Here is a 12,202-nt window from a genome sequence, read left to right as displayed (position 1 = left end):
GAGCAGACGAACGCCCGAACTCTCCCACCACCAGCCGAAGATCATGCCCGACCAGCAAAAACCCACCGATCACATTCGGAATGCGGATGGCTTCTTAGAACTCCTAACAAAGTGAGAGGTTGACCAGTCGGCGCCAGCAGATGATGCCGCAGGCCAGGCTGAGGAACGCTTCGTGGATGTCGTCGCGGATCTCCCAGCGGATGCGTAAGCGGCGGAACCAGTGCAGCAGTGCGAAGCTCTGTTCGACCACCCACCGGTGGACGCCCAGTCCCGAGCCGTGGTTGGTGCCGCGACGGGCGATGACGGGGGTGATGCCCAGGGCCTGGACCTGCTTGCGGTACTTGTCGTGGTCGTAGCCGCGGTCGGCGTAGAACGTGACCGGCCGCTGCCGGGGCCGTCCTCGTCGGCCGCGTACGGGCGGTACTGCCTGGAGGAGGGGGACGAGCTGGGTGACGTCGTTGCGGTTTCCGCCGGTCAGCGATACCGCCAGCGGGATGCCGTGCCCTTCGGTGATCAGATGGTGCTTGGAGCCTGCCCGGGCACGGTCGACAGGGCTCGGTCCGGTTTTGGGCCGCCTTTCATTGCCCGCACGTGGGAGCCGTCGATCACCGCCCTCGACCAGTCCAGAGCGCCAGCGGCGTTCAGTTCAGCCAGGAGCGATTCGTGCAGACGCTGCCAGACACCGGCGTTGTTCCAGTCACGCAGGCGTCGCCAGCAGGTCATGCCGGAACCGAAGCCCAGCTCCTGCGGCAGAAACTCCCACGGAATGCCCGTGTACAGCACGAACAGGATGCCCGACAGCACCTTCCGGTCGTCCAGACGCCTGCGCCCCGGATGATCTGTGCGGCGCGGCACGACCGGCAACAACGGCTCGATCCGCACCCACAGCTCATCGGGGACGATCCACGGAGGCCGCTCCCCCCTTCTCATGTGCAGGCCAACAAGCCATCAGACACCAACATTCCAAGGCGAGTTCCAGCATTCTGTTAGGAGTTCTTAGACCTGCTCGCCGCGATTCCCCACCTGCAGCAAGTTGTGGACCGGTGCCGCTCGCGCGGGACCAGCTGTTGCTGTGCCGCGAAGGCTGTGTCAGTGCCTCCTGCGATCCTTCTTCGATGATCAACGAGTACGAGAAGCTGCTGGCGGGGCTGGACGATGTGAACTGGGCCAGCCTGTCCCACGCCTACGAGTCGGCGCATGACGTTCCAGGGCACATACGCTCCCTGTGCGGGAGCGACGACGAGGCGCGCAAGCAAGCGTTCAGCAGCCTGTTCAGCAGCATTTTTCATCAGGGCAGCCGCTATTCCGCCTCTCCGGTCGCCGTGCCGTTCCTCGCGAGGATCGCTCTCGCGGGCCCTGCGGCCGCCCGCGAGGACACGATGTGGCTGCTCACCCGCCTGGCCGTGGACTGGCACGACGAGTACGAGGTGACCACCGGCATCAACGTGGCCGAATGGCGTGCGGCCGCGGCGGAGGTCGGACCGGAGGAGCTCCTGCCGTGGTACGAGGAGCAGCTGGCCGCCGCGACGGATGCCGACCAGCGCGCACAGCTGCAGGAAATACGGGACTGGGTGGCCGCCGGCAACTCGCCCGACTCCCGGTGGTCGGCACTCCAGTCATACGACGCCGTCCTGGCCGAACTCCCCGGCCTTCTCGCCCTACTCGACGACGATGACGCACGACTGCGGACCCGGATCGCCTACCTCCTGGCCTGGTTTCCCGAATTCTCCACCACCTCCCTGCCCCGCCTCCTCGCCCTTGCCGCACACGAGAAGGACCCGGTCACCGCAGCCACCGCACTGCTCGCCGCCAGCCTCGTCGGACCTTCCTCCACGGCCGAGGACATCACCCCGTACCTGGATGCCACAGATCCGCTGATGCGGTGGGCCGCGGCCACCGCCCTCATCCGCCTCGCCGGCCTCGACGGAACCCCTGTCGGCCCCGGCCTGCTCGGCCGGGCTGTCACGGAACTCACCGCAGCTGCCCGCAGCTCGTTCGATTGCGTAACCGACTACTGTGAGGGCGACCTTTTCGGCCACATCGAGCGCACCCTGCACGCCCTGCCGCCCGGCTCGGACCCGGCCGCCGTGCGCGAGGCGCTCGACGCGTGCCTGCCCCGTATCGTCTGGGACTGCTACGGGTCCCGCACCCGCAGGGCGATCGAGGAGCTCTTTCCCGTTTCTCAGCCGCACCCCGCACCCCGCTACACCGACCTGACAGCGGCGCAGCAGCAGCTGTTGGGCGATCTCGCCGGCCACCGGCACGCCTGGCTCATCCGCTCGTCCGCAGACCGGCTGCGGGACCTCGGCCTTCCCCACACGCAGGAAGCCCTGCAGTCCTTCGTCGGAGCGCACCGCACCGCCTGAAGCACCGCAGCACCACGCAGCGAGCGAAGGAGTGCTCAGGACGTAAAGGCGGCACGGCTACTCAGCCCGACACGCACGCTGAACAAGCGAGCGACTCCTGCTGGCCACCTGTGAGGCGCTCGTTCCGTTCCTCACTCAGTTGAGAAGCGGAGCACGTGAGGCATCGAGCAGCCCTGGCCGATTTCAAAGATCCTCATCAGTGAGGGTGCAGTTCGGTTGGCCGTCGACCAGGAGGGCGTAGTTCACACATTCGCCGCGCCCGATCCGCCCCGGCCCGATGTGCAGCTCGCTGCCTTGGACGGTCGCGGTCGGCGCGGCGGCGGACTCGGGATAGGTCTTGGCGGACAGCAGGCCCAAGACCGACGCTCCGATGCGGATCTTGATGGGCGCCGACTGGTCGAAGTGGCTGCTGGAAATGTCCCGTCTGCTGGAGTTGGCCAGGCCTGCCAAGATGATGTGGGGGCCTTGCACCGCATTGCCGTTGAAGCAGATCTCCAGCGCCCCAGATAGGCCCTCGTGCCGCTGAACCAGGGGCACGACGTTGAAGTCGTAGGACAGGGCGCGGCGAGGGTGGGACGCGCGCAGGGTCGCCCATATGGCGCCGAGGGCGGCGAGCGCCGCAACGGCGCCCCAGAAGACGTCGGATTTCCAGAAGCGACCGAGGTCGTCGGCCAAGTCAGAGATGCCTGATGCGACGGAGATCATGACGTTGATACAAGCAGAGGCGCATCCGCGCGGCGGCTCCTTGCCGCCGGGTCAGAGACAGCAGACCGATGCCTACTCCTCGTCCTGGTAGGCGGCAAGGTAGTCCGCCCAACTGTCCTGCGCGTACCGCGCCCAGTTGTGCGCGCCGCTGGCGGAGACGCCGAACAGATCGCTGACCACGATCGGTGGTAGGTCGGAGACCGCTTCGATCATGGCTGTGTTGCGGGCAGCGAGGACGGGCAGGCCGTACTGCCGCATCCGCGTGATGACCACCTCCGAGGTGCGCGGACGACTGGGTGGTCTGCCGGGCAGCAGATAGCGCGGAAGCTCCGTGCTCGGCTGCCCGAGCATCGACACGCTCGCCGGTTGATCGATCTGTTCCTTGATCAACCGAGCAAGTTTGGGCGGCAGCAGCACGGGGTTCCGGTCGAACGTGAGGTGGGTCTGTCCAGTCAACGGCTGATCTTGGTTGTTGAGGTTCAGTGGCTGGTGGTGGGGGTGATGCGTCCTTCGAAGGCGATCTGGAAGGCGTTCAGGGGCGCCTTCCAGCGCATCGTCCAGCGGCGCCGGCCCTTGCCGGTCGGGTCCAGGCTCATCAGCGCCATGTAGACGCACTTCAACGCGGCGCCCTCCGACGGGAAGTGGCCGCGGGCCCGCACCGCCTTGCGGATCCGGGCGTTCACACTCTCAATCGCGTTCGTCGAACAGATCACCTTGCGGATCTCGACGTCGAAGGACAAGAAGGGCACCATCTCTGCCCAGGCGTCCGACCACAGCTTGACCACGGCCGGATACTTGCTGCCCCACTTCTCGGAGAACTCCAAGAACCGCTCGGTCGCGGCGGCCTCACTCGGCGCGGTGTGGACGAGCTTCAAATCCTTGGCGGCCTTGTCCCAGTCCTGGCGTGCGCAGTAGCGGATGCTGTTGCGAATCAAGTGAACAATGCACGTCTGAACGACAGTTCGGGGCCAGACCGTCTCGACCGCGTCCGGCAGCCCCTTCAGCCCGTCACAGACGAGCATCAGGACATCTTCAACTCCGCGATTCTTCAGCTCCGTGAAGACCTGGAGCCAGTGCTTGGCGCCCTCACCGCCGTCACCGGCCCAGATCCCGAGGATGTCGCGAGTGCCCTCGACCGTGACGGCCATTGCCACGTAGATCGGCCGGTGAGCGACCTTGCCATCGCGAATCTTCACATTGATGGCATCCACAAAGACCACCGGATAGACGCGGTCCAGCGGTCGGGCCTGCCATTCAGCCATGCCCTCCATCACCGCATCGGTGATCGTGGAGATGGTCTGCCTGGACACCTCCGCGCCGTACACCTCGGCCAGATGAGCCGATATCTCCCCGTGCGTGAGGCCCTTCGCGGACAGCGACAGCACCATCTCGTCCACGCCGGTCAGCCGACGCTGCCGCTTCTTCACGAGCTGCGGCTCAAAGGTGCCGGCGGTGTCGCGGGGCACCTTCACCTCGACCGGGCCGACATCCGTCAGCACGGTCTTCGAACGGGTGCCGTTCCGGGAGTTGCCACTGTTCCGGCCTGCCACATCGTGCTTATCATAGCCGACGTGATCGGTGATCCCGCCCTCCAGGGCGGACTCCAGCACCCGCTTGGTCAGCTGCTGCAGCAGCCCGCCCTCCCCGGTCAGCTGCAGCCCGTCGGAACGGGCACGGTCGACCAGCATCGAAATCAACTGCTCGTCCGACACCGCCTCCACGGCCGACTCAACGACCGGCTCCTCCAAGGCCCCGTGCTCAGTGATGGTCTCGCTCATTTCAGGCGTCTCCTTGATCATCGGATCCGCCGTCTGTCTATTGGACACTCCCTCCTCGTCCTCGCCTCCCTCAACGACAACTTCGCCTGGGTGTGGGCCGGGACTCGACAGGCGGGAGCCGCCGGAGGGCGACGGGTCACCAGGTGACGGGCAGTTCGTGCACGCCGTAGGCGATCATGTCGTGTTTGAAGGCGATGTCCTCGTCCGGGACGGTGGTGCGCAGTGCGGGGAAGCGGCGCAGCAGGGCCGGGTGGGCGAGTTGCAGCTCCAGACGGGCCAGGGCCTGTCCGAGGCACTGGTGGGGGCCGTGGCCGAACGCGAGGTGTCCGCGTACGTCCGGCCTGCCGATGTCGAACCGGTCGGGGTCGTCGAAGGCGGCCGCGTCCCGGTTGCCGGAAGCGTTCGGCACGATGACGCCCTCGCCCGCGCGGACGAGTCGGCCCCCGATCTCGACGTCCTCCGTGGCGACCCGGGCCAGTCCGGTCTGCGTGATGGACAGGTAGCGCAGCAGTTCCTCCACGGCCGCCGCCACGCGGGCGGGGTCGTCGCTGTCCCGGACGACGGCGAGCTGTTCCCGGTCGCGCAGCAGCACCAGGGTGCCGAGGGCGAGCTGGTTGGTGGTGGTCTCGTGCCCCGCGACCAGCAGGGTGATCGCGGTCTCGACGAGCAGCTCGGGTGTGAGCTGACCGGTGCGCATACGTGTGACGATCAGGGAGCTGAGCAGGTCGTCGCCCGGATCGCCGTCCTTGCGCCGGATCAGCTTGCCGAGGTAGTCGCCGAGTTCCGCACAGGCGTCGGTGAACTCCCCCGCGGTGCTGTCCCGGGAGATCATGGTGGCGGACACGCGTTGGAAGAGGGCCTGATCCCGCTCCGGGACGCCCAGCAGTTCGCCGATGACCATGGAGGGCAGGGGCAGCGCGAAAACCTCCACCAGGTCGGCCGGCGGCCCGGCGGCCTCCATGCGATCCAGCAGACCGTCGATGATCCGCACCAGCCGCGGAGTCATCGCGTTGATCTGCCTGACCGTGAAGTGGCCGATGAGCATACGGCGCTGACGCGCGTGCTCGGGACCGTCCTGCATGCTCAGCGCCCGCACCTCCTGGCGGCCCTGCGCCGCGAAGCCCTCGGTCGGCGCGGGCAGGCCCGGCCTGCTCGAATCGGCGCTGAAGCGGGGATCGGACAGCACGGCGCGCTGGTCCTCGTAGCGGGTGACCAGCCAGGGCGTCCCGCCGTCCCAGATCCGTACCCGCACCAGCGGGGCGTGGGAGCGCAGGGAGGCGAGCCGCGGCGGTGGGTCGAACGGGCAGCCAGGGGCTCGCTCGAAGGGAAAATTGTCGATCATGGTGTGCGGCACCAGTGTCTCCTCGTGAGCACGACGTGGTGTGTGGGGGGAGGGGATCGCTGTCAAAGGCGGAGGCGATGCCTCCTCATGGTCCGACACCCTCCCTGAGCCGCGCGGCACGGCCCAGCGCACACCTCGTGGGCCGCATGAGCGGGCGGAGAACGCCCGGACGGGTGCGGACGCGAGGGGAGAGCACCCGACGGAGGAGAGCAGGTGACCACGCCGACGGCACACAAAAGGGCGACTGCACGCGCAGGACCGGGTCCGCGCCCGGTATGCGGAGGGCCTTTGCGCGTGTGCCCGTGCCCGCGGGAAGCGCCGTCTTCGGGGAATTACATTCTGTCAACTTCGATGATCACACGGTGACGATAGCACTGTCCCTGCGATTCCTCCCCGGATTCGCGCCGCACCCGGCGAGCACACTCGCCCGGTGAGGAGGCGCCCGCACAGGATGGGGTGAGGCACCGGGGACTGCGGCGCCTGTGTTGCTTACCTGTCGGTGTCGACCTCGTCGGCGCCCAGCATCGTCCGGTGGTGCGTTCGAAGCTGCCGGTGCCGGCCCTTGTCCCCGACGCGCGATGACGGTGACGACTCCCCCTCAGAGAGCGACCGGCACCTGCAGACGGCCGACACATCTCTTGGGGAGGGGGGAGGGGGGAACCCCGCTCCGGTCAACGGCAGGGAACCGTCAGGTCGGCAGAGTGGCCGGACGGACGCGACGACGTGCGCGGTGCTTCCCGTCCGCAGGGCTGGCATGGGGGCACGCTCACATGTTCGCCCCTGCCTCGAAGGAACGAGTGAGAACGTATCAGGTCTGTCCGGCCTTGGCTGATGAGTGTTGCATGTGAGTCGTGACCCCGGCGACCACGGTGGCATCAGGCCGCCTGAAAGCCGCTGTTCAGGCCCGCTTCAGGTCCGGCGCGTCCCCGTGCCCCGGACGGCACTGTGCACACGTGTGAGAAAGGCTGTCAGTTCATTCGTCTACTCTGTGAGGACTTGCGAAGAGCGATGGACATCGTGTCCACACCTGAACACGCCACCCCGCAGTCACCGGCCACCATGACGACGTCCTGGAACGGATACGCAAAGGCCTCATCGGCAAGGGCGATCTCGTCGACGGTCCGTACGGCCGCCGGATCACCTACGCGGACTGGACGGCATCGGGCCGATCGCTCGACTTCATCGAGGACTTCGTTCGTACGGCAGTCCTCCCCCGGTACGCCAACACTCACGCCGAGAGCTCGGGCAACGGGCGTCGCACAGGAAGGCTCCAGGAAGGGGCCCGGCAGGTCATCGAGGAGGCCGTCGGGGCGAGCGGGACCCACCGCGCCATCTTCTGCGGCTCAGGCACCACCGCCGCGATCGACAAGGTCATCGGCATGCTCGGCCTCAGACCGGCCCCCCGCGTGGCCGCCGCGACCGGCACGACGCTGCCCGAGCACGAGCGACCTGTGGTGTTCATCGGGCCCTACGAACACCACTCCTACGAGATCCCCTGGCGAGAGTCGCTCGCGGACGTCGTGGTCGTCCCGGTCGAGACCGATCCTGCCGGTGCTGTCCTCACCGACTGAAGGGGCCCGCGAAGCGGCCGAGCTGGAGCCATCTGAAGGAGCAGCACAAGCAGCTTCAATGGGTGGACGGACTCGGGAACCCGCGGGCAGGCACGGTCTTCCAGTCGGATCATGGGGCTTCGAGAACTCCATGATCACGGAAGCTGTCCCTGCCTCCGTTGCGGTGGGAGGCCCAGTTGCCACCCGACGGTCTCTCAGTGTCTGTGCGGCGGCACAGAGGGCCAGGCCGGTCGTCTCCGTCGCCTACCAGGACGAGCTCGGCCGCAGTGGTCTCCACGGGAACCAACGGATGCAACCGCCATGGCCTCCGCCGGGGCCTCGGGCCAGGAATCAGACCCGCCGCATCCGGTAGACGCAGGTCCGGTAGGGCATCTCGATGCTGTCGCGGCCGGCCAGGGCCGGGTTGGTGGCGGCCAACTCGCCGATCTCCCGGCCCAAGCGGGCCTGCTCGGCGGCGTCGGCGGTCAGGTAGGAGGAGCGGGACCGCACCAGGTCGATCAGCCGGTCCGTCGGGACGATCACGGTGTGCTCGGTCAAGCCACGTTCGGGGTCGGTGAACCATGGCGTCACTGGCCCGTACTGCCAGGCGCTCTCCAGGCCGTATCCCTCGTTGCCGACGATGCCGGAAAGCGCGGCCACCCACGGGGTCCGGTCGTCACGGATGTTCCACATCGCAGCGAAGACGCCGTCCTCGCGCAGCACCCGGTGAATCTGTGGCAGGGCGTCCTGCGGAGTGAACCAGTGGTATGCCTGCCCGACCACGACGGCGTCGACGGACTCGTCCGGCAACGGGATGTCCTCGGCGCTGCCGGCGAGCACCTGCGTGCCCGGGTGGCGTTCGGCGGCCACGGCGCGCATCTGCTCATCGGGCTCGACCGCGATCACCTCGTGGCCGACGGCGCGCATTGCACCGGTCAGTAGCCCGGTGCCCGCCCCCAGGTCCAGGACGCGCACCGGCTCGGCGCCGATGGCCCACGCGACCGCCTGTACTGGGTAGGTGGGCCGGATCGAGTCGTAGAGGCGGGCAGCGGAACCGAAGGACAGCGCAAGGCTGGACATGCTCGTGTACGTACCCGGATCCGGTCGGCAGTACCCGCGCAGCGGCAGTCCGAGCACGCGCCGATGGCTGCGGTCCGCGTGCCCCGTCACCCGAGCCGTTGGCGTTGGGGCGCCAGCACAACCTGCACCCGGTTCAGCTGGGCAGTTCAGACTGCTCAAGGCCGCCGACGAAGGCCTCGTACGCGCTTCGGGTGAAGAGCAGCGGTTGCTGGTCAAGGTTCTTGGACTCGCGGAAGCAGACGAGTTGGGGCAGGAAGGCAATCTCCACGCAGTTGGTACCTCCGCTGCTGCGCCTGCCTTTGACCCAGGTTGCGGCGTTGAGCTGCTCCAGGAGCTGTTCGTGGTCGATGCCGGTCTTGCCGTTCATGCGAGGTCCTTGGCGATTGAAGTGAGCAGGCAGACGAAGGCTTGGCGGGTCTGGGCTTCGGTTTTCAGAAGGTCGCCCGTGGTGCGGTACTGCTCGACACTGATCGCCTGGTTCATGTGGAGTGAGGCCCGCATGGATTCGATCACGATGACGTCAGGTCCGGCCGGGAAGGTGAGGTGGATGAACGGGCCGTCCATCCCGGCGTGGGCGCCGGCGCTGAGAGGCAGGACCTGAATGGTGATGTTCGGCTCGTCTGCGGCCAGCGCGGCCAGGTGCTGCAGCTGTTCCCGCATGACGGGGCGCCCTCCGACCTCCTGTCGCAGTACGCCTTCGGGGATGACGGCCCAGAACCTGAGTGGCGGCGTGCGGGCGGCCATCTTCGCCTGGTGCTCCATGCGGAGGTCGACGAAGTGGTCGATGTCGTCGGTGGTTTTCCAGGCCCGGCTCGCTTCGACGACTGCTCGGGCGTAGGCCCGGGTCTGCAGCAGTCCGGGGACGGCGTTGGGGTTCCAGGAGAACAGGGCGCTGGCGAGTTCTACTTGCGTCAGGTAGTCGCCGAGTGGGTCATCGACGACCCCTTCGTAGCGCTGCCACCAGTCCGGCTCTCGTGCCCGTCGGACGAGGTTGCGGAGGCTGTCCTGCAGTTCCGGGCTGTCGATCCCGTAGACCTGGCCCTTCGCGGAGCTGCCGCAGGACAACTCCCAGTTGCCGCCGCCTCGGTGTCGGTTCGACCACAGCCCCGCCTTCCGTTTCTGGGAATCGTAGCGGTCAAGCTTGATCGCGTGCATCCGGCGAGTGCGAGCTGCTCGGGCGCGGCATGAGCCTCGTCCACGCCCTGACGGACGAGATGGGCGTCGAATACACCCCGGTTGGCAAGCAGGTCTGATTCCGCCTGGCGCGGAGCTCCGGCCCGCTCGCCTGACCCACACACCCTGGATGACGGGAGCGCACATGCTTCACCAAGACTTATCGGGCGACCAGAGGCTCCGGGACCTGGAGCAAAGCGCCCTGCAGTACGGCGTCCCGGTGGAGGACGCTCTGCTGATCGCGGTGAACCTCTTCGGCATCACCTCCGAGCACCAGGAGCGCCACCGGGCCCGGATCAACCTGCGTCTCGTGCGGCAGCCGGCGGTGGCGTGGCAGGTAATCGTGCCCCTGAACCAGCCCGCCTCGCCGTTCCGGCTGCGTGGCGAGGACCTGGTCCTCGACGGGAAAGTGATCGCGCACGTGGAGCGGATCGATGCCGACGAGGCCGTCGGCAGCTACTTCCGTAACAACGGCCGCGCGGCGACCCTCAACCCCAACGCGCGCAGCCGTTGCGTGGGGTGCGCCTTCTGCCCCAACACGCTGGAGGCAGCTGCCGATCCGCGGATGGGCGAGGACCAGGGGCTGGACGAACTGCTGCTCACCCTCGTCGAGCAGCACCCTCGTCACGACCTTTCCGAACTGACGGAAGTCACCGTCTCGACCGGCTGTTTCGAGCGAGAGGAGGCTGCCCTGTCCCACCTGGTCTCTCTTCGCGCCGCGCTGACCCGCGCCGACGTCACGGCCAGGATCGGGTTCCTGACCTCCGTGCTGCGCACGGACGCGGCCTTCGATGCCCTGGCCGAGCAGGTCACCCCGTTCGTGCTCCGTCTGACCGCGGAGTGCTTCACCCGCCGCCCGGTGATGCTCAAGGACACCAAGGCCAGCCTGCTGCCGGAGCAGATGCCGGATCTGCTGTCCCGCGCGCTGGCCCGCGGTCTGGACACGTCCTACACGTACATCGTCGGCCTGGATCCCATGGACCGCATGGTCGAAGGCGTCGGAGCGATGGCAGATGTGTCGACCTGCTTCCCGAACTTCCAGGCCCACACCCCGCTGATGGCCGGCCTAAGGGTCGCGGGAGCCGAGACCCTCGGCTATTACCTGGCCGCCCGCCAGGCGATCGAGCAGGCCATGGCGCCGACCGGGCTGCGGCCGGTGGGCTGGGAGTGCTACCGGCCGCTGTGGCACTTCACCTACGCCGGCCAGGAACTGATCGATGCACGCGGCTGACGTCGTCATCGACGACGTGCACGTCGTGTGTCTGCCGGAGCCAGTGACCGGCCAACGGCAGGAGGGCGACAGCCGGCATGCGGTGGTCGTCGTGGCGGCCGGGACGGCCGGTGTGTTCGGGCCGGTGGATGAGCTGCCCGCCGCGCTGGTCGCCGCCGGACTGGGCCGCACGGTCATCGGCTGCCGGGTGTCGGACCACGCCGGGCTTCTTGCCCGGCTGCTCGCCCGGCTTGGCCCGCACGGGGCAGGTCTGGGCCGCTGGGCGGCGGGTGCGGTGGACTGCGCGGTGTGGGATCTGCACGGAAAGCTCACCGGCTTGCCCGTGGCCGTTCTGCTGACCGAAACCCGGCATCCCGCGTGCCGGTGTACGGGTCATGGCTTTCCCTGGACCTCGGGCACGAGAGTGCTGCCGATGCCGTGCGCGGCACCGCAGCCCAGGGATTCGCGTTCACCAAATGGTCGGTGCGCCGTACCGAGAACATGAAGCAGATGGCCGCGCTGGCCGGCCGCGCGGCCGCCTGGGCAGAGGCCCCGGTCGCCCTTGACGCGCTGGGCACCTGGGACGTGGAGACCGCGGCCGACATGGCGTCCTTGCTACCGCCGGGCACCGTGCGGTGGGTCGAGGATCCGCTCCCCCGCACCGAGAAGGACGCCTATCGCGAACTGTGCGCGTCTTCCTCGCTTCCGGTCGCCTTCGGTGAACGGCTGAGCGACGCGACCAGTGCCTGGGAACTGCTGGAGCTGAGGCCGGCCGCGTTCACGTTCGATGTGGTGTGGTGTGGCGGTATCACCGAAGCCTGCACCTGGATGGCGCTGGCCGAGCAGGCCGGCGTGCCGGTCCACCTGCACGGCCGGGCGTTCCTGCCCGCCCTGCACCTGGCCCGGCCTTCCCGCACACGGCCGCGCCGGTGGAGTACCAGGTGGTCTGGGAACCGAAGCGGCAGCGAGCCCTGTCGGGCACAGTCGTACCGGTAGAC

Annotated in this window: 13 protein-coding genes; 5 read left to right on the top strand and 8 right to left on the bottom strand. The window is 68.0% G+C overall.

Features of this window, described 5'->3' with window-relative positions; genetic code table 11:
• Positions 1-103: 103 nt before the first annotated feature.
• Positions 104-930, bottom strand: a protein-coding gene (locus ACFYPJ_RS21120) for an IS5 family transposase (protein WP_389019170.1) whose coding sequence is annotated in 2 segments (ribosomal slippage) — positions 104-570 and positions 570-930 — 828 coding nt in all. Because the reading frame shifts where the segments join, the coding sequence is not laid out codon by codon here.
• Between the two features lie 185 nt (positions 931-1,115).
• Here ACFYPJ_RS21120 and ACFYPJ_RS21115 point away from each other — a divergent pair.
• Positions 1,116-2,366, top strand: a complete 1,251-nt coding sequence (locus ACFYPJ_RS21115; protein WP_389019167.1) for a hypothetical protein — start codon at positions 1,116-1,118, stop codon at positions 2,364-2,366.
• A 183-nt stretch (positions 2,367-2,549) separates the two neighbouring features.
• Here the strand turns inward: ACFYPJ_RS21115 and ACFYPJ_RS21110 are convergent, their stop codons facing one another.
• The 4 genes from ACFYPJ_RS21110 to ACFYPJ_RS21095 form a co-directional block, all read right to left on the bottom strand.
• A complete protein-coding gene (locus ACFYPJ_RS21110; protein WP_389019164.1) occupies positions 2,550-3,071 on the bottom strand; it encodes a hypothetical protein in 522 nt (173 codons plus the stop codon).
• 72 nt (positions 3,072-3,143) lie between these two features.
• Positions 3,144-3,527 (bottom strand): hypothetical protein, encoded by a 384-nt coding sequence (locus tag ACFYPJ_RS21105; protein WP_389019162.1) that lies wholly within the window; start codon positions 3,525-3,527, stop codon positions 3,144-3,146.
• Between the two features lie 23 nt (positions 3,528-3,550).
• On the bottom strand, positions 3,551-4,759 hold the full coding sequence (locus tag ACFYPJ_RS21100; RefSeq protein ID WP_389019188.1) for an IS256 family transposase: 1,209 nt from the start codon (positions 4,757-4,759) through the stop codon (positions 3,551-3,553).
• A 226-nt stretch (positions 4,760-4,985) separates the two neighbouring features.
• Positions 4,986-6,191 (bottom strand): cytochrome P450, encoded by a 1,206-nt coding sequence (locus ACFYPJ_RS21095; protein WP_389019159.1) that lies wholly within the window; start codon positions 6,189-6,191, stop codon positions 4,986-4,988.
• A gap of 1,379 nt (positions 6,192-7,570) precedes the next feature.
• Between ACFYPJ_RS21095 and ACFYPJ_RS21090 the strand changes: the two genes are divergently transcribed.
• Entirely contained in the window at positions 7,571-7,762 is a 192-nt protein-coding gene (locus tag ACFYPJ_RS21090; RefSeq protein ID WP_389019157.1) for a hypothetical protein, read from the top strand.
• Between the two features lie 330 nt (positions 7,763-8,092).
• Here ACFYPJ_RS21090 and ACFYPJ_RS21085 read toward each other — a convergent pair whose 3' ends face one another.
• The 3 genes from ACFYPJ_RS21085 to ACFYPJ_RS21075 all read right to left on the bottom strand — a co-directional run bounded on the left by ACFYPJ_RS21085 (position 8,093) and on the right by ACFYPJ_RS21075 (position 9,976).
• Positions 8,093-8,821, bottom strand: a complete 729-nt coding sequence (locus tag ACFYPJ_RS21085) for a class I SAM-dependent methyltransferase (protein ID WP_389019154.1) — start codon at positions 8,819-8,821, stop codon at positions 8,093-8,095.
• Positions 8,822-8,954: 133 nt separating this feature from the next.
• The gene (locus tag ACFYPJ_RS21080) at positions 8,955-9,188 is read right to left on the bottom strand and encodes a DUF397 domain-containing protein (protein ID WP_389019151.1); all 234 of its coding nucleotides are present in this window, start codon (positions 9,186-9,188) and stop codon (positions 8,955-8,957) included.
• Positions 9,185-9,976 carry a DUF5753 domain-containing protein gene (locus ACFYPJ_RS21075; RefSeq protein WP_389019149.1) on the bottom strand — a complete coding sequence of 264 codons (792 nt, stop codon included), beginning with the start codon at positions 9,974-9,976 and terminating at the stop codon, positions 9,185-9,187. The genes ACFYPJ_RS21080 and ACFYPJ_RS21075 overlap by 4 nt, the downstream gene beginning before the upstream one ends.
• Before the next feature lie 163 nt (positions 9,977-10,139).
• Here ACFYPJ_RS21075 and ACFYPJ_RS21070 point away from each other — a divergent pair, with 163 nt between their 5' ends.
• Genes ACFYPJ_RS21070 through ACFYPJ_RS21060 form a run of 3 tightly spaced genes read left to right on the top strand, consistent with a single transcriptional unit; the run spans position 10,140 to position 12,200 of the window.
• The gene (locus ACFYPJ_RS21070) at positions 10,140-11,225 is read left to right on the top strand and encodes a hypothetical protein (RefSeq protein WP_389019146.1); all 1,086 of its coding nucleotides are present in this window, start codon (positions 10,140-10,142) and stop codon (positions 11,223-11,225) included.
• Entirely contained in the window at positions 11,212-11,709 is a 498-nt protein-coding gene (locus ACFYPJ_RS21065; protein WP_389019144.1) for a hypothetical protein, read from the top strand. Before ACFYPJ_RS21070 ends, ACFYPJ_RS21065 begins: the two co-directional genes overlap by 14 nt.
• Complete coding sequence (locus ACFYPJ_RS21060) at positions 11,688-12,200, top strand: enolase C-terminal domain-like protein (protein ID WP_389019141.1); 513 nt, start codon at positions 11,688-11,690, stop codon at positions 12,198-12,200. The genes ACFYPJ_RS21065 and ACFYPJ_RS21060 overlap by 22 nt, the downstream gene beginning before the upstream one ends.
• Positions 12,201-12,202: the final 2 nt, after the last annotated feature.

Origin of the sequence: Streptomyces sp. NPDC006012 (assembly GCF_042871185.1) — a bacterium.
Lineage (GTDB): Bacteria > Actinomycetota > Actinomycetes > Streptomycetales > Streptomycetaceae > Streptomyces.
The sequence above is the reverse complement of the archived record's forward strand: the minus strand, read 5'-3'. Positions and strand labels throughout refer to the sequence as shown.